General features: G+C 59.4%; 10 protein-coding genes. 5 read left to right on the top strand and 5 right to left on the bottom strand.

From position 1 onward, the window contains the following. The first annotated feature begins 37 nt into the window (after positions 1-37). The 5 genes from AC54XV_RS02105 to AC54XV_RS02085 all read left to right on the top strand — a co-directional run bounded on the left by AC54XV_RS02105 (position 38) and on the right by AC54XV_RS02085 (position 5,906). Entirely contained in the window at positions 38-1,303 is a 1,266-nt protein-coding gene (locus tag AC54XV_RS02105) for an AAA family ATPase (protein WP_032620174.1), read from the top strand. Next, positions 1,300-1,947, top strand: coding sequence for a retron system putative HNH endonuclease (locus tag AC54XV_RS02100; protein WP_058398656.1), 648 nt, complete (start codon positions 1,300-1,302; stop codon positions 1,945-1,947). Before AC54XV_RS02105 ends, AC54XV_RS02100 begins: the two co-directional genes overlap by 4 nt. A gap of 269 nt (positions 1,948-2,216) precedes the next feature. Continuing rightward, the gene (locus AC54XV_RS02095) at positions 2,217-3,566 is read left to right on the top strand and encodes a GntP family permease (protein WP_011266384.1); all 1,350 of its coding nucleotides are present in this window, start codon (positions 2,217-2,219) and stop codon (positions 3,564-3,566) included. Continuing rightward, positions 3,567-4,427 (top strand): MurR/RpiR family transcriptional regulator, encoded by an 861-nt coding sequence (locus AC54XV_RS02090; protein WP_024643143.1) that lies wholly within the window; start codon positions 3,567-3,569, stop codon positions 4,425-4,427. 3 nt (positions 4,428-4,430) lie between these two features. Continuing rightward, positions 4,431-5,906 carry an N-acyl-D-amino-acid deacylase family protein gene (locus AC54XV_RS02085; protein ID WP_003403021.1) on the top strand — a complete coding sequence of 492 codons (1,476 nt, stop codon included), beginning with the start codon at positions 4,431-4,433 and terminating at the stop codon, positions 5,904-5,906. A gap of 44 nt (positions 5,907-5,950) precedes the next feature. On the opposite strand, the gene AC54XV_RS02080 is transcribed toward AC54XV_RS02085, so the two are convergent. The 5 genes from AC54XV_RS02080 to gltB all read right to left on the bottom strand — a co-directional run bounded on the left by AC54XV_RS02080 (position 5,951) and on the right by gltB (position 18,097). Then, on the bottom strand, positions 5,951-7,132 hold the full coding sequence (locus AC54XV_RS02080; protein WP_003403023.1) for a Fic family protein: 1,182 nt from the start codon (positions 7,130-7,132) through the stop codon (positions 5,951-5,953). Between the two features lie 228 nt (positions 7,133-7,360). Beyond that, on the bottom strand, positions 7,361-8,425 hold the full coding sequence (hemE, locus tag AC54XV_RS02075; RefSeq protein ID WP_003403024.1) for a uroporphyrinogen decarboxylase: 1,065 nt from the start codon (positions 8,423-8,425) through the stop codon (positions 7,361-7,363). A 131-nt stretch (positions 8,426-8,556) separates the two neighbouring features. After that, on the bottom strand, positions 8,557-11,781 hold the full coding sequence (locus AC54XV_RS02070) for a dermonecrotic toxin domain-containing protein (RefSeq protein WP_058398654.1): 3,225 nt from the start codon (positions 11,779-11,781) through the stop codon (positions 8,557-8,559). Positions 11,782-12,114: 333 nt separating this feature from the next. After that, on the bottom strand, positions 12,115-13,533 hold the full coding sequence (locus AC54XV_RS02065; protein ID WP_003403026.1) for an FAD-dependent oxidoreductase: 1,419 nt from the start codon (positions 13,531-13,533) through the stop codon (positions 12,115-12,117). Between the two features lie 118 nt (positions 13,534-13,651). Continuing rightward, complete coding sequence (gene gltB, locus AC54XV_RS02060) at positions 13,652-18,097, bottom strand: glutamate synthase large subunit (protein ID WP_011266380.1); 4,446 nt, start codon at positions 18,095-18,097, stop codon at positions 13,652-13,654. Positions 18,098-18,327: the final 230 nt, after the last annotated feature.

Here is an 18,327-nt window from a genome sequence, read left to right as displayed (position 1 = left end):
ACTGGCGCATCCGCCAGTTCTGGTAAAGGAAACCGACATGCGCCTCGACCGCCTCCACCTGCAGAATTTTCGTTGCTACGAAGATGCTCATTTCGACTTCCAGCCTGGGTTCAATCTGGTGGTGGGGGTTAATGGCAGTGGGAAGACGTCGTTATTGCTGGGGGTGGCGGGATGCTTCGGGAATCTACTTGGAAGCATTGGCGTCCATCAACCATCGATAGCCGAGTCCGATGTTCGGTTCGAGTTAGTAAAGTTCGAAGACAGGATTCGTTTTGAGCGCAGCTATCCTCTTGTGTTGACTGCCCAAGGTGGCGCGTTTGAGCATCAGGAATGGCACGTATCGCTAGAACGCAGCAGTCTTCAGACAAATTTTAGCGCGCTGAACAGTCTCGTATTTTCGGAAAATCTGATCAGCATCGACGGCGCTACTCACGGGGATTTGCCTGTATTCGCCGTCTATCAAGCCAATCGACGCTGGCTGACGATGAGTGTAACCGCTGAGCATGCTGCACAGAGCAAACCATCAAGACTGGATGCCTACACCTCTTGGTTCGATGCCGCTTCCAACTTGAAAAACTTCGAGACCTGGTTCATCGGCAAGACACTGGAGCGCTTTCAAAGACTGGCCAGAACGGGTTTCCCTGGCATTCTCACCGACGAACTCACCTGGATCAATTCAGCTATCCAGTGCGCACTGCCGGAGTCCAAGGGCATAGAGTACGACATGGAAATGCGGGGGCTGATGGTGGACATTGATGACCGAAAAACCCCGTTCAACGACCTGAGCGACGGGCAACGCGGAATGGTCGCCCTCTTCGCCGATATTGCCCGCCGTATCTGCCTGCTAAATCCGCACATGGGGAAGGATGTTCTAAGCAAGACAAACGGCATCATCGTGATCGATGAACTGGACATCCACCTTCACCCCGGCTGGCAACGCACCATTGCACCCGCGCTGAAAAAAGCATTTCCCAGCATTCAGTTCATCGCTGCCAGCCACTCGCCACAGGTCATCGGCAGCCTGCAACCGGGCGAGGTCATCCTGCTGAATAACCATGACGGCTCTCACCCAAGAGCAACCTACGGCCTGGACTCCAGCAGCATTCTGGAAGAAGTCATGGGCGTGCCTCAGCGTGAGCCTGAAATTGAAGAGTTGCTCGATCAGCTATTCAGCACTCTGGAAAACAACGAGCTTGAAAAAGCCAGGTCGCAGCTTGATGCACTGAAGAAGAAGGCGCCCGATCTACCAGAGTTCGCGGGTGCCGAGGCGCTACTCAAACGCAAGGAGATCATTGGACGATGAGACGCATCATCAAAGGAACTGAGCCTGCGTCATTCACCGAATGGAAAGCCAGTGCAAACGAAGACTGGACGCCCACTTATCCAACCTTGCAGAACCCGCAAAAACGCGACCTGCATGATCGCCTGCTGCAAGAGCAGAACTTCTCATGCTGCTATTGCGGCAGGGAAATAGAACTTGATAGCAGTCACATCGAACATTTCAGACCGCAGGATCATTATCTGCCATTGGCACTGGAGTTCAGCAATCTTCATGCGTCCTGCCTGCGCGAGACCACACCAGGAAGCCCGTTGCACTGCGGCCACTACAAGGGCAACTGGTTCGATGAAGACCTGCACATCTCTCCGACAGAGGACGATTGCGAACAGCGCTTCCGTTACTTGCTGACAGGGAAAATCCAGAGCACATCCCACACCGACCTTCCCGCCACGACGATGATCGAAAAGCTCGCACTCGATATCGCGTATCTGACCGAAAGACGTCAGGAGGCCATCACGGGTGTGTTCGATGAACAGTTCATATCCAGCGCCAGCGATGCGGAACTCGCTAACCTTGTAGACAGCCTGCGCTCGGGCACCGCTAATACCTCTATTGCTTTCGGCCATGTCGTTGCGCGCTATGCGGAGCAATTGCTGACGCAGCGGTAGGCCGCGCCTCAGCGCCTCTCTCCCATTAGCGAGGCACGACCCAAAAAAGAAAATTATTTTCATATATTTGTTTGTATTTCATTTTCGTGTAATTTATTTTCATCACGAAAACAGAGATAAAAACAATGAATACCTGTGATCGCCCTGAAACGCCCCTGCTCCACCTTATTGCGTCATCCCTGCCGAGTACTCCCGAGTCGCCTTCAGGCTGACAGCTCCAGCTGTTGGTGTTGCGCCCTCGCCTACCCACTTTGCAAGGAACCGTCGCTATGTCGCCGTCACCCGGTATTTCGCTATTGGTCTACGCCGCTGTCGCCATCATCGCCTTGATCGTGCTGATCGCGCGTTACCGCCTCAATCCGTTTATCGTCATCACGCTTGTTTCGGTCGGTCTGGCACTGGTTGCGGGAATGCCGGCCAGTGGCGTGGTCGCCTCTTATGAAGCGGGGGTTGGCAAAACGCTGGGGCATATCGCGCTGGTCGTGGCGCTGGGCACCATGCTCGGCAAGATGATGGCCGAGTCTGGCGGCGCCGAGCAGGTGGCGCGCACCCTGATCGATCGCTTTGGCGAACGTAACGCGCACTGGGCCATGGTCTGCATTGCGTTTCTGGTGGGCTTGCCACTGTTTTTCGAAGTCGGCTTTGTGCTGCTGGTGCCGATTGCCTTTACCGTAGCGCGCCGTGTCGGGGTGTCGATTCTGATGGTCGGCCTGCCGATGGTCGCCGGTCTTTCGGTGGTGCATGCGCTGGTGCCGCCGCACCCTGCTGCGATGCTCGCGGTGCAGGCGTATCAGGCGTCGGTAGGACAAACGCTGTTCTACGCCATCCTGATCGGCATCCCCACGGCGATCATCGCCGGTCCGGTGTATGCCAAATTCATTGTCCCGCGCATCCACCTGCCGGCTGAAAACCCTTTGGCCAAGCAGTTTCTCGACCGCGAGCCACGCCAGAAGCTGCCCAGCTTCGGCCTGACCATGGCCACGATTCTGCTGCCGGTGGTGCTGATGCTGCTGGGTGGCTGGGCCAACCTGATCAGTACACCGGGTAGCGCGTTCAACAGCTTTCTGCTGTTCATCGGTAACTCGGTGATTGCCCTGCTGCTGGCCACCCTGCTGAGCTTCTGGACGCTGGGCATCGCCCAGGGCTTCAACCGCGACTCGATCCTGAAATTCACCAACGAGTGCCTGGCACCGACCGCCAGCATCACGTTGCTGGTAGGTGCCGGTGGCGGCTTGAACCGCATTCTGATCGACAGCGGCGTGACCAATGAGATCGTCGGCCTGGCGCAGGACTTTCATCTGTCGCCCCTGCTGATGGGCTGGTTGTTCGCGGCACTGATGCGCGTTGCCACCGGCTCGGCGACGGTGGCGATGACCACGGCATCGGGCATCGTTGCACCTGTGGCGATGGGGCTGGGTTATCCACACCCCGAACTGCTGGTGCTGGCGACGGGTGCAGGCTCGGTGATCTTTTCCCACGTCAACGACGGTGGGTTCTGGCTTATCAAGGAGTATTTCAACATGACCGTTGCGCAAACGTTCAAGACCTGGACGGTCTTGGAGACGCTGATTTCCGTCGTCGCTTTCGCCCTGACGCTGGGCCTGGCGCAGGTGCTTTGAGTGGACATTCTGTACCAGATACGTGCCCGTCAGGATTCCTTCAGTGCGGGAGAAGGCCGAATCGCCAGGCTGTTGCTCAGCGATATCGCCTTCGCGGCCAGTGCCAGTCTGGATGAGCTGGCCAGCCGCGCCGAGGTCAGCAGTGCGACGCTGTCACGTTTCGCGCGCAGCATCGGTTGCCGGGATTTGCGCGACTTGCGCCTGCAACTGGCTCAGGCCAGCGGCGTCGGCAGCCGCTTTCTGCATCCGCAACCGGCGCCGGAGCAGTCGGCCTTTTTCGCCCGGATTGTCGACGACATCGAAGCCACCCTGCGCCAGCACCTGGCAGGCTTCGATGCAAAACGCTTTGCCGCCGCCATCGCCTGTGTCACCGATGCACGCATGATTCACACATTCGGCATGGGCGGTTGCTCCAGCCTGTGCAGCGAGGAGCTGCAAACCCGGCTGGTGCGCCTGGGTTACCCGGTAGCCGCCTGCCGCGACCCGGTGATGATGCGCATGGTCGCCGCTACGCTTGGCCCGCAACACAGTCTGATTGTCTGCTCGCTCAGCGGGCGCACACCGGAGCTGCTCGACGCCGTGACCCTGGCGCGCAGCTACGGTGCCCGCGTGCTGGCCATCACCCTGCCTGACTCACCGCTGGCACAACTGGCCGAGGTCGTGCTGCCGTTACAGATTGCTGAAACCAATTTCATCTATAAACCCACCGCAGCGCGTTACGGCATGCTGCTGACCATCGATGTGCTGGCCACTGAACTGGCGCTGTCGAGCCCTGAAGACAACCAGGAGCGGCTGCGCCGGATCAAGCTTGCGCTGGATGAATACCGTGGCGGCGAAGATGGCCTGCCGCTGGGAGACTGAACCATGCTTTATGACCTGATCATTCGCGACGCACTGGTCATCGACGGCAGTGACACACCGGGGGTACGCGCCGATGTGGCGATCAGCGACGGGCGCATTCAGCGCATCGGCAGTCTGACCGACGGCAAAGCCCGGGAAGAAGTCGATGCGGCCGGTCGCGTGCTGGCCCCAGGGTTTATCGATGTCCACACCCACGACGATACGGTGGTGATCCGCAAACCCGACATGCTGCCGAAAATCACCCAGGGCGTAACGACCGTCATCGTCGGCAACTGCGGGATCAGCGCGTCGCCGGTCTCGCTGAGCGGCAATCCGCCCGACCCGATGAACCTGCTGGGCGACGCCGCTGCGTTCATCTATCCACGTTTCACCGACTACCGCGCAGCGGTTGAAAACGCCAGGCCAGCGGTGAACGTGGCGGCCCTGATCGGCCATACCGCCTTGCGCAGCAACCACATGGATGACTTGTTGCGCAGCGCCAGCCCGGAAGAAATTGCCGCCATGCGCGAGCAGTTGCGTAACAGCCTGGAAGCGGGCGCGCTAGGGTTGTCGACCGGCCTTGCCTACGCCTCGGCGTTTTCGGCCGAAACCAGCGAGGTCAAACAACTGGCGGAAGAGCTCAGCGCGTTCGGCGCGATTTACACCACCCACCTGCGCAGCGAGTTCGAGCCGGTGCTGGAGGCCATGGCGGAAGCATTCGATATAGGCCGCCATGCGCGCTCACCGGTCATCATCTCGCACATGAAATGCGCTGGTGCCGGCAACTGGGGACGCAGCCCGCAACTGCTGGCAGCCCTGGAAAAAGCCGCGCAGGACCATCCGGTAGGTTGCGACTGCTATCCCTATGCGGCCAGCTCTTCGACGCTGGACCTCAAACAGGTCACTGACGCATTTCGCATCACCATCACCTGGTCTACGCCGCACCCGGATCAGGGTGGCAGGGATCTGCAGGACATTGCCGCCGACTGGGGGCTGTCATTGCTGGACGCCGCACGCACGTTGCAGCCTGCGGGTGCGGTGTACTACGGCATGGATGAAAGCGATGTCGAGCGCATCATGTCTCACCCTCTGGCGATGATCGGCTCCGATGGCCTTCCGGAAGACCCGTTTCCCCATCCGCGCCTGTGGGGCGCGTTCCCGAGGGTGCTCGGGCATTTCAGCCGCGACAAGGGGCTGTTTGCGTTGCACACCGCCGTACACAAAATGACCGGGCTGTCGGCCGCGCGCTTCGCCCTGCACGAGCGCGGCCTTATTCGCGAGGGCTACTGGGCGGATCTGGTGCTGTTCAATCCGCAAACCGTGCGCGACGTGGCGGATTTCAAGGACCCTCAGCGAGCGGCGCAGGGCATCGACGGTGTTTGGGTCAACGGCCGCTTGAGCTATGCCGACGGCAAACCGCAAGGCGAGCGACAGGGCCGATTCCTGCCACGCAGCGGTTCGCTGCGGGAGGGCTTTGCGGATGCGAAAGCGCCGACGTAGTCGTCGGCGCTGAAAAGGGAAGGATGACCCTGGTGCGTACAGGGTTACCAGAGGTAGGGAAACAGGAACTCGATCGAGTGCCGGGATAGGTTCAGGGCTACCGGCTTGCGGCCGTCCAACGTTATCAATCCCTCTTTGGCCATCTGGCTCAACAGACTGCGTGTGGTGCGCTCGCCGACGCCCAAGCGGGCCTGAATATCAGCGCGCTGCTGATCGCCCTGGTAGAGCAACGCCTTATAGACATCTCGGGCCTCTATACGGAGTTCAGGAAGAGTCTCGCCCTTGCTGTCCGAAAGCGCGCGACGGCTGCGCATCTCGAAATAAACGTCGATCCGCTCGTCAAGCCTTTCCGGTTCAAGCTGCGCGCTGAAGTATTGCACCTGATCCAGGGCAGTCTCCGTGAAGAAACGGGTCCAGCGCAACAGGCCACTATCCGAAAGCTCACCCCGCCCGTCCAGCTCACCTTTGCGCGGGTGGTCGGCGGCGCCAAGCATCTCGTAGTAGGCGGTGACGTTGCGGGCAAATCCACGGCTCATGGACCACAGACCATACCCACCAAAGCCAGCTGCCTTGAGGTACTGATCCGTGAACAGGCGGCCGGTGCGACCGTTGCCATCCATAAATGGGTGAATCCACATCAGCCTGTGGTGCGACGCTGCAGCCGCAAAGAAGCCCGAAAGGCCGTGAATCCAGTCCAGGCGGTACATTCGCTCAAAATCGTTGAGGTATGTGGGCATCTGCTCGACGGTTGGAGGGATGTGCTTGCCGACGCGAACCCCCAGATGCCGGAATTCGCCGGGGACCATACGCACGGTATCGCCCTTCTCATTGAGTTGAATATCCAGCATATCTTCGGGCACGCCAACATAGAACTCGCGGTGCATGCGTGAGATAGCGCTCTTCGTGCACACGTCGACCTGATTGATAGGCTCATCGGTAAGTCGACGCTGGGCTTCAATGTGACGCTTGATCTCCTGCAGGTCCTTTGCACCCTTGAACTCCTGAGGCGCATCCTCGGCACGCAGAATGTCGGCGGGAATCGTGGAGTTACCCTCGATCTTGTTGCTGTAGTAAGAATTCACCACCCGAAGCAGATTCATCATCGGCAAGCGCAGCGGGCCCGGAATTTTCGCGTGGAGGGCCGCATCGAGCCGCATGATCTGGACGACCTGATCCTGCAAGTCATCGGGCGCTTTGTCTTGGGGAATGTACGGTGTGAATGCCATTTGCCGGTTTTAAACCCCACCTAATGCCCCTATTTATAGGGGCTGGGTAATTTTTAACCGGCTATTTTTGCCGGCTTGCTTGCCGGCAATTTATCACTCCTTGTCCCTAAGAGCACTACCGTCGTCCGATGACCAGCGATCAGCCCTGAGAATCAGCAAGAGGAATAGTCTTTTCTATTCCTCTCCCATAGGTTCAGCTCTCAAAAACCAACATCGTCAGCCCGGCAACTACACGTGATACTGCGCCGACAACTCGTGTACCGCGTTGATGAACGCACCGGCATTGGCCGGGTCGACTTCAGGGGTGATGCCGTGGCCGAGGTTGAAGACGTGGCCGGTGCCGCTGCCGTAGCTGGCAAGGATGCGTGCGACTTCCTGGCGGATGGCTTCCGGGCGGGCGTAGAGTACGGTCGGGTCCATGTTGCCTTGCAGCGAAACCTTGCTGCCGACACGCTGACGCGCTTCGCCGATGTCGCAGGTCCAGTCCAGCCCCAGGGTGTCTGCACCGATGTCGGCAATGCTTTCCAGCCACAGACCGCCGCCTTTGGTGAAGACGATGACCGGCACCTTGCGCCCGTCGTTTTCGCGGATCAGGCCGCTGACGATCTTGCGCATGTAGGCCAGCGAGAACTCCTGATACGCCGCCGAAGACAGGCTGCCGCCCCAGCTGTCGAAGATCTGCACGGCCTGCGCACCGGCCAGAATCTGGCCATTGAGGTAGGAGGTGACTGACTGCGCCAGCTTGTCGAGCAGCAGGTGCATGGCTTGCGGGTTGTCGTAGAGCATGGCCTTGGACTTGCGGAAGTCCTTCGACGAACCGCCCTCGACCATGTAGGTCGCCAGCGTCCACGGGCTGCCGGCGAAACCGATCAGCGGTACACGACCGTTGAGTTCGCGGCGAATGGTGCTGACCGCATCCATCACGTAGCCCAGATCCTGCTGCGCATCGGGGATCGGCAGTGCTTCGATGTCAGCGAGTGTGCTCACGGTTTTCCTGAAACGCGGGCCTTCGCCGGTTTCGAAGTACAGCCCCTGGCCCATCGCATCAGGAATGGTCAGGATGTCGGAGAACAGAATCGCCGCGTCCAGCGGGTAGCGATCCAGCGGCTGCAGGGTGACTTCACAGGCGAACTGCGGGTTCTTGCACAGGCTCATGAAATCCCCGGCACTGGCGCGGCTGGCGCGGTATTCCGGCAGGTAACGACCTGCCTGACGCATCATCCATACCGGCGTGACGTCTACGGGTTGCTTGAGCAAAGCGCGAAGGAAACGGTCGTTCTTCAGGGCAGTCATGTCGGCATCCGCAATAAAAGTGCCGGCATTTTCTCAGAGCTCGACGCAAAAGGCACGGCGAGAGCCGTGCCTTTTGTCTATCGAGGCGATTTGCCAAGCCAATTCAGCGGTTTGCGCTGCGCAGGTCTGAGCTATTTGTGCGGATCCTTGACGTCGACAGCCCTGATGATGCCCTTTTCACCGGGTTCGAGTATCAAGCGCCAGGCTCCCCTGCCGGTACTCCTGCCAACACCGGGAAGATCGAGCGAAAAACCTGTTTTGCCATGTTTATGCAGACTGCCGTTACCGTCCAGTTCGAATCGCTCTGTTGCCTTCCTGACTGCAACGACGAGGTCATCTTCGATGTTTTTCTGAGCGTTCTTGAAGTTGCGACTTTCAAAAAATCCCTCCAGATCAACTTTATACCTCCTGACGCGGCTACCGTTTTCCGGCGATCCGCTATCACTGCCCGAGCCACTGGAGGACTTGGGTTTTGAATGCTTCTTGCCACCGCGCAAACCTGCCGAGGCGTGTACCCACACATTTTGCCTGTCGAGCTGAATCGGCAATTGGTAATAGGCATCCGGCCGGCGCGGATCGATCACCCGCCAGACTGCGGAATCGGCGTCGTACCTGACGGCATAGGCCTTATCGTGTTGCACGGCATAAAAACGGCTTGGCGCGTCTTCCCGGCTTTTTTCGTAAACGCCTTTGTAAAAACCGTCATCGCGTAATTTCAACCCGCCGGGGATTCTTGCCACGGCTGTTCTCGGGTCGAGCACAGAGCGACCAATGGAGGTCGCTGCGGGCGTCCTGACCTGTCGCCCCTTGGGCAGCGCCAATCCATCGGCCAGTAGTAGCGCCGCCTGAACGAAATACAGCGGGGCGCTTGCCTTGTCATCAGCCGTTGTGGCAACGCCCTGCCATATGGCATAAAAACTGCGCAGCGCGGCCATCGGCAGCCTCACCTTGAAAGGTGCGAAGGTGAGCACGATATCGCCAACAGCCTTGGTGATTTCCCAGGCGCTCTCCCAATTGGTTTCCCACGTGGTATTGGTCTGTTCTTCGACAGCAGAAATCACCCGTGCGACTTCAGACTCGTAAACTGCATCGAGAAAACTACCGGTGCAGGGCTGCAGCGCCATGAACAGCGTGTCACGGCCAGAGGTCAGGACGTGCCTGACATGGCCCCGGGACGCCAGAGGAGCCCTGCTCACCAGATAGTCCAGCAATTCAGGCTCAAGCAGTACTTGTTGCTGAAGTGCCTGCGCATCGCTCATTTCCCGGAAGCATTTGCCGTCGGGTACCTGCGGGGTGAACAGCACCAGGCTGGCCACGCTGGAAAGAGACTCCGCGCCGACCAGCAGTATGCCGCTCAATGTCACACCATTGATCGACAACTGACTGACCTGAATGCGGTGCCCCTCCACCGCCGTACGATCGCCACCTTCAGACGGGTGATCCAGTACGGCGGCGAGCCATTTGTAACCTCTGTTCGCCAACTCGGGAGGGAGCCCTCCATCGCCAAGAAAGTCTCCGGCCATTTTTGCTTCGAGGGCGTCCAGACGCATCTGTGCGCGCATGACGCTCGCGAAACGTTCGCGGTGCCATTGCCCGGCTGTCGAGGTCAATAACTCGGTGTTGAGGAATCGGACATGGTTTTCGCCGACGTTCAGATCACGAATCAGACTGAACAGATAACCGGCGCTCAAAAAGCTGATCAGTTGTCCATGATCGTCAAACGCGCGACCGGTGAGCAGAAAGTTGATATCGGTAACGGCAATGTTTTCCAGAGACAGCTCCGTCAGGCTGCGCTGCTGCGTTTCAACATTCGGCTCGATCTCTGAAGGACCGACGTAGGTGTAATCCGTATCGATGATAATGCCTGGGTCAATCTCGATGCTCGCGGTGTGCACAATGACAGCGTCAGGGTCGACTGCAACCCCGTGGTCGAGCAGGATTCGCGCCCGAAGTTTCTCACGCGCGTAGTTGCGCAACTGCTCGGGCTCTCCGTATCCGGAAGGATCGAGCAGGTCCGGTGCCTGAGCTTCGAGCAATGCCTGAGTGTAATCCTGCACCGCCGCTTTCCAGCGATGCTTTTCGACATCGGCCGCGGCCGCGAACCACTCGGGTAGAAACCCGCTTTCGATTTCGGTGGGCTTTCCGGGGTCAAACCAGCCGCGATTTTCCTTGATGGCAAGACGGGTCAGCAGCTCGCGAAACCCCTTCACGTCCTGTTCGAACTGCATGCCCAGCAATGTTCGTTCTTCGGCCTTCAATTGCGCACTGATCGCCAGATAAAAGCTGTCGGTGCCCTCCTTGAATGAAGTGATTTCACCGTTGCCGGTATCCTGTGCACGGTAATTGCCGTAGTCGTCATGCAGCAAAACGATGCTGGTATCGTCAGGGCCTGGCGTGACATACAGGCTCATGCCGTATTCGATGATCACCAGTGCTCGTCCCAGGGTGTCCGTCAGCAGCTGACTGGCAAGGCGGCGGGCCAGCTCATCCGTATAGGTATTGAAGCTGCGCGTTCGCGCCAGACCATCAATGGCCAGACTGCTGCTCCACTCATCCAGAGAAATGTTCAGCGCTTCGCCAAAAGCGTCCGGCAATAGTGTTCTCTCCAGAAAGCCGGTTTCTTCCTGCTCCGTCAACGGCATCTGATCCAGCAATTCCTCGAGGCGTGCGACCGGAACCTCTGGGCATAAGGCACACAGCACGCCCAGCGCCGGAGTCAGAAAAGCCTGCTGACGAACCCATAGGGGCAGAAGAGGGTTACGCGTGCGGGTATCCAGCTGGCTTTTTGAAACGTCCTCATTCGCCGCCACAAGGGCATCGAACAACAGCGGCCTCTGGTCTTTTGCCAACCCGGCGATTTGCTCACGCAGGGTTACTATTCGTCCGGCGACACTGTTGCTGCCCGGAAAGTTACCTCCCGTCCCGAGGTCAGAACCCACAGGCAACTGGCTGAAGATCAAGTGCAGCAGCGGCTCATCATCGAAGATCGGAACATCATCCGGCGCAATATAAGCGTCAGCGTTTAGCGTCAGGAGAATACTGCTCTGAACGACGCTGTCATCGCTGCCCTTCAGGAAAACCGCGAGCACTTCGTCGCTTTCGTTGTGAATCCTGATCGACAGGTCTGCTGGCCATTCAGGCAACTGAACCAGCAAGGCAAACAAGGCGTCATCGCCGTCATCCGGAAAAAAATCTTTTTCTGTGAAGCGCTCGACGAACTGGTCGATGATGCGGTCTGCCCGTTCCCGGTTTCGGTGTTCGCGAACGGCAATGCTACTGGGCGTGAACCTGTCCGGCCCGAGAGATTGCTGTTCAGTGGAGCGCGCAAGCTTGCCCCTGGGTGCTGCTTTCAACACGGCTATTTCCTTATAGCGACATGGAGGGCGGGAGTGCCTGTGTGGCAATTGACCTCCCGATGAAAGCGCAAGAGCCTAATGCTTTCCAGGGGCAGTGACCGGGGGCGGAAACAAGCGTTAACAATCGAATATCACGCCCCTTACGGACAGGTCGTGATCGGAGAATCGGAGTTATTTCAAAAGATCTCAAACCCGCCCTGCCGAGCGAGTTGCACCGAGTTCAGGGAAGAAGTGCCAGGCGGGATGTCAGAGACATTGGCACAGTGCCTATGAAGGGTAGACGCTTGTTATCGGGGTGCGCGTCAGCAACGACACACCCCGGCAACACAAGGCTCAGACGCCCAGGTAATCCAGAATCCCTTCAGCCGCATTACGGCCTTCGAAGATAGCGGTCACCACCAGGTCGGAGCCGCGCACCATGTCGCCACCGGCGAAGATCTTCGGGTTGCTGGTCTGGTGCTTGTACTGCGCCTGTTCCGGGGCCACGACACGGCCCTGGCTGTCGGTGCTGATGGTGAACTGCTCGAACCAGGGTGCCGGGCTTGGGCGGAAGCCGAAGGCGATGACCACGGCTTCTGCCGGGATGATCTCTTCGGAGCCCGGAATCGGCTCGGGACTGCGACGACCACGGGCATCCGGTTCGCCCAGGCGCGTCTCGACCACTTTCACGCCTTCAACCTTGCCCTCGCCGATGATGGCGATCGGCTGACGGTTGTAGAGGAACTTCACGCCTTCTTCCTTGGCGTTTTTCACTTCCTTGCGCGAGCCAGGCATGTTTTCTTCGTCGCGACGGTAGGCGCAGGTCACTGACTTGGCGCCCTGGCGGATCGAGGTGCGGTTGCAGTCCATCGCCGTGTCGCCACCGCCCAGAACCACGACCCGCTTGCCCTTCATGTCGACGAAGTCTTCCGGGGCCTTTTCAAAGCCCAGGTTGCGGTTGACGTTGGCGATCAGGAAGTCGAGCGCATCGTGCACGCCTGGCAGATCCTCACCGGGGAAGCCGCCTTTCATGTAGGTGTAGGTGCCCATGCCCATGAACACCGCATCGTATTCTGCGAGCAGTTGATCGATGGTGACATCCTTGCCGACTTCGGTGTTGAGACGGAATTCGATGCCCATGCCGGTGAACACTTCACGGCGATGGCTCAGCACGGATTTCTCCAGCTTGAATTCCGGAATGCCGAAGGTCAGCAGACCGCCGATTTCCGGATTCTTGTCGAACACCACCGGGGTTACGCCGCCACGCACCAGCACGTCGGCACAGCCCAGGCCCGCAGGCCCTGCGCCGATGATCGCGACGCGCTTGCCGGTCGGCACGACCTTGGACATGTCCGGACGCCAGCCCATGGCAAAGGCGGTATCGGTGATGTACTTCTCGACCGACCCGATGGTCACCGCACCGAAACCGTCGTTCAGTGTGCAGGCACCTTCACACAGGCGATCCTGCGGGCACACGCGGCCGCAGACTTCCGGCAGGGTGTTGGTCTGGTGCGACAATTCCGCTGCCGCGAGGATATTGCCCTCGGCGACCAGCTTGAGCCAGTTGGGAATGAAGTTGTGCACCGGGCACTTCCATTCGCAGTACGGGTTGCCGCAACCCAGGCAGCGGTGCGCCTGATCGGCGGACTGCTGGGGCTTGAAAGGCTCGTAGATTTCCACGAACTCTTTCTTGCGTTGACGCAGCAGTTTCTTCTTCGGGTCTTTACGTCCGACGTCGATGAACTGGAAGTCGTTACTGAGACGTTCAGCCATTCTCTGGAGCCTCTTTGCGGCAGCTTCAAGCGACAAGCTTCAAGCTGCAAGAAATCAATTCAGTTCAATTCACAGGGTGGCAAACTTGCGGCTTGAAGCTAACCGCTAGCAGCTGCTTTTACTGCGGATTCGCCCGAGTGCTGGACAGCAGCGATTTCAGGTTGGCAGCCTTGGGCTTGACCAGCCAGAAACGACGCAGGTAGTCGTCCAGGTTTTCCGCGATATTGCGGCCCCATTCGCTGTCGGTTTCCGCGACGTACTCGTTCAGGACGCTTTGCAGGTGAGTGCGGTATGCCTCCATCGATTCGCCGCTGATACGCTGGATCTCGACCAGTTCATGGTTGACGAGGTCAACGAAGGTGTTGTCCAGGTCGAGCACGTAGGCGAAACCGCCGGTCATGCCGGAACCGAAGTTGTAGCCGGTCTTGCCCAGTACGCAGACGAAACCACCCGTCATGTATTCGCAGCAATGATCGCCAGTGCCTTCAACCACAGTATGAGCACCGGAGTTACGCACGGCGAAACGCTCGCCTGCCGTACCTGCCGCAAACAGCTTGCCGCCAGTTGCGCCGTACAGGCAGGTGTTACCGATAATCGCGCTTTCGTTGGTCTTGAACGGGCTGCCCTTGGGCGGCACGATCACCAGCTTGCCAGCGGTCATGCCCTTGCCGACGTAGTCGTTGGCATCGCCTTCCAGGTACATGTTCAGGCCACCGGCGTTCCACACGCCGAAGCTCTGACCGGCAGTGCCCTTGAAGCGGAAGGTAACAGGTGCCTTGTTCATGCCCTGGTTGCCGTGCAGTCTGGCGATTTCGCCAGAGATGCGCGCGCCGATCGAACGGTCGCAGTTGCAGATATCCAGTTCGTAGTCGCCGCCGCTGAGCGACTCGATGGCCGGCTTGGCCATCTCCACCATCTTCTCGGCCAGCAAGCCCTTGTCGAACGGCGGGTTGCGATCCACCTGGCTGAACTGCGGTTTGTCGGCCGGAATATGGTCGCTGCCCAGTAATGGTGTCAGGTCCAGATGTTGCTGCTTCTCGGTTTCGCCCGGCAGGATGTCCAGCAGGTCGGTACGGCCGATCAGCTCTTCCAGCGAGCGAACACCCAGCCTGGCCAGCCACTCGCGGGTTTCTTCTGCCACGTAGGTGAAGAAGTTGATCACCATGTCGACGGTGCCGATGTAGTGGTCCTTGCGCAGCTTTTCGTTCTGAGTTGCAACGCCGGTGGCGCAGTTGTTCAGGTGGCAGATACGCAGGTATTTGCAGCCCAGCGCGATCATCGGCGCGGTGCCGAAACCGAAGCTTTCGGCCCCGAGAATGGCAGCCTTGATCACGTCCAGGCCGGTTTTCAGACCACCGTCGGTCTGTACCCGAACCTTGCCGCGCAGGTCGTTGCCACGCAGGGTCTGGTGGGTTTCGGCCAGCCCCAGCTCCCACGGTGCGCCGGCATATTTGATCGAGGTCAGCGGCGATGCACCGGTGCCGCCGTCGTAACCGGAAATGGTGATCAGGTCGGCGTAGGCCTTGGCGACACCGGCGGCAATGGTGCCGACGCCCGCTTCTGCCACCAGCTTGACCGACACCAGCGCCGCCGGGTTGACCTGCTTCAGGTCAAAAATCAGCTGCGACAAGTCTTCGATGGAATAGATGTCGTGGTGCGGCGGCGGCGAAATCAGCGTCACGCCCGGTACTGCATAGCGCAGCTTGGCGATCAGGCCATTGACCTTGCCGCCCGGCAGTTGCCCGCCCTCGCCCGGCTTGGCGCCCTGCGCGACCTTGATCTGCAGCACGTCGGCATTGACCAGATACTCGGGCGTGACGCCAAAGCGGCCCGTCGCAATCTGCTTGATCTTGGAGCTGCGCACCGTGCCGTAACGGGCCGGGTCTTCGCCACCCTCACCGGAGTTGGAGCGCGCGCCCAGGCGGTTCATCGCCTCGGCCAGCGCTTCGTGGGCCTCGGGCGACAAGGCACCCAGAGAAATACCGGCCGAGTCGAAGCGCTTGAGGATTTCGCTCAGCGGCTCGATTTCGTCGATGTTCAGCGGCTGATCGATTGTCCTGACCTGCAGCAGGTCACGAATCATCGACACCGGACGCTGGTCCACCAGCGAGGTATATTCCTTGAACTTGCTGTAGTCACCCTGCTGCACGGCAGCCTGCAGGGTGCTGACCACGTCCGGGTTGTAGGCATGGTATTCGCCACCAAACACGAACTTGAGCAGGCCGCCTTGCTGGATCGGCTTGCGCGGGCTCCAGGCTTCGGCGGCCAGCGCCTTCTGTTCGGCTTCGATGTCGACGAAGCGCGCGCCCTTCAGGCGGCTCGGCACGCCGCGGAAGCTCATGTCGCAGACTTCCTCGGACAGACCGATGGCTTCGAACAACTGTGCGCCACGGTAGGACGCAACGGTCGAGATGCCCATCTTCGAGAGGATCTTGAGCAGGCCCTTGGTGATGCCTTTGCGGTAGTTCTTGAAGACTTCGTACAGATCGCCCAGCACTTCGCCGGTACGGATCAGGTCGCCCAGCACTTCGTAGGCCAGGAACGGATAGACCGCCGAGGCGCCGAAGCCGATCAACACGGCGAAATGGTGCGGGTCACGCGCCGTCGCGGTTTCGACCAGGATGTTGCTGTCGCAGCGCAGACCCTGTTCGGTCAGACGGTGGTGAACCGCGCCGACCGCCAGCGAGGCGTGCACCGGCAGCTTGCCCGGCGCAATGTGTCGGTCGCTCAGCACGATCAGCGTATGACCGGAACGCACGGCCTCTTCGGCCTGATCGGCAACGTTGCGCACAGCGGCTTCAAGGCCCAGGCTTTCATCGTAGTTCAGGTCAATGATATGGCGTTCGAACCCTGGACGCTCCAGGTTCATCAGCGAGCGCCATTTGGCTGGCGAAATGACCGGCGAGCTGAGGATCACGCGCGAGGCGTGCTCCGGCGACTCCTGGAAAATATTGCGCTCGGCACCGAGGCAGATTTCCAGCGACATGACGATGGCTTCGCGCAGCGGGTCGATCGGCGGGTTGGTCACCTGCGCGAATTGCTGACGGAAGTAATCGTAAGGCGAGCGTACACGACGCGACAGCACGGCCATTGGCGTGTCATCCCCCATCGAGCCTACGGCTTCCTGGCCCTGCTCGCCCAGCGGACGCAGCACCTGATCACGCTCTTCGAACGTGACCTGGTACATCTTCATGTACTGCTTGAGCTGCTCGCTGTCGTAAAAAGCCGAACCATGGTCGTTGTCTTCCATGGTGGCCTGAATGCGCAGGGCATTCTTGCGCAGCCATTGCTTGTACGGATGACGCGACTTGAGGCGGTTGTCGATGGCATCGGTGTCGAGGATCTGACCGGTTTCGGTGTCCACGGCAAAGATCTGCCCCGGACCGACACGGCCCTTGGCGATGACATCTTCGGGTTTGTAATCCCACACGCCGATTTCCGACGCCAGGGTGATGTAGCCGTTCCTGGTCGTGACCCAGCGCGCCGGGCGCAGGCCGTTGCGGTCGAGCAGGCAGACCGCATGACGACCTTCGGTCATGACCACGCCCGCAGGGCCGTCCCACGGCTCCATGTGCATGGAGTTGTACTCATAGAACGCCCGCAGATCCGGGTCCATGGTCTCGACGTTCTGCCACGCAGGCGGAATGATCATGCGCACGCCACGGAACAGGTCGATGCCGCCGGTGACCATCAGTTCGAGCATGTTGTCCATGCTCGACGAGTCAGAACCCACGCGGTTGACCAGCGGGCCCAGCTCGTCCAGGTCCATCAGATCGTTGGTGAACTTGGTGCGCCGCGCCTGTGCCCAGTTGCGGTTGCCGGTGATGGTGTTGATCTCGCCGTTGTGGGCGAGGAAACGGAACGGCTGCGCCAGCGGCCATTTCGGCAGGGTATTGGTGGAAAAGCGCTGGTGGAACACGCAGATAGCGGTCTGCAGACGCTCGTCGCTCAGGTCCGGGAAGAAGGCCGTGAGGTCGGCCGGCATCATCAGGCCTTTATAAATGATGGTCTTGTGCGAAAAGCTGCAGATGTAGTGATCGGTATCGGCGGCGTTGGACACCGACGAGCGGCGACGCGCACTGAACAGTTTGATGGCGAATTCCTGATCGCTCAGGCCCTCACCGCCAATGAATACCTGCTCGATTTTCGGCAGGCGCTCCAGCGCCAGGCGACCCAGAACGCTGGTATCGATCGGCACCTGACGCCAGCCCACCAGATCCAGGCCTTCGGCGAGGATTTCACGGTTCATGTTTTCGCGTGCGGCGTCGGCCTTGGCGTCGTCCTGATTGAGGAACACCATGCCCACAGCATATTGGCGGGGCAGATCGACGTCGAAGTGTTGCTTGGCAATCGCACGCAGGAAGCCATCGGGCTTCTGAATCAACAGACCGCAACCGTCGCCGGTCTTGCCGTCGGCGTTGATACCGCCACGGTGGGTCATGCAGGTCAGGGCCTGAACGGCCGTCTGCAACAGGTGATGACTGGGCTCGCCCTGCATATGAGCGATCAGGCCGAAGCCGCAGTTATCCTTGAATTCATCTGGTTGGTACAGACCTGCTTTCATAGACACTTTCTCACCAGGCTGCCTCTATGCGAGGCAAATTTCCTTTTAATTCAACCAATTGCCTGTCACGCCGAACGTGCGCCAGCTTCGGACAGGCAAAACGGAGGTCATTGTACACAGCGACACAAGGGCTCACAAATTTAACGACGACTGGCTGATAATCAATGTCGCAATTATGAAAGTTTTAAAACGGGTCGCTGTGCTAGTCAAAGTATTTCTTCATGAATCTG

This window comes from Pseudomonas fragariae (ex Marin et al. 2024), from assembly GCF_059621105.1.
Note: the sequence above shows the minus strand (reverse complement) of the source record. Positions and strands in the feature narration are given on the sequence as shown.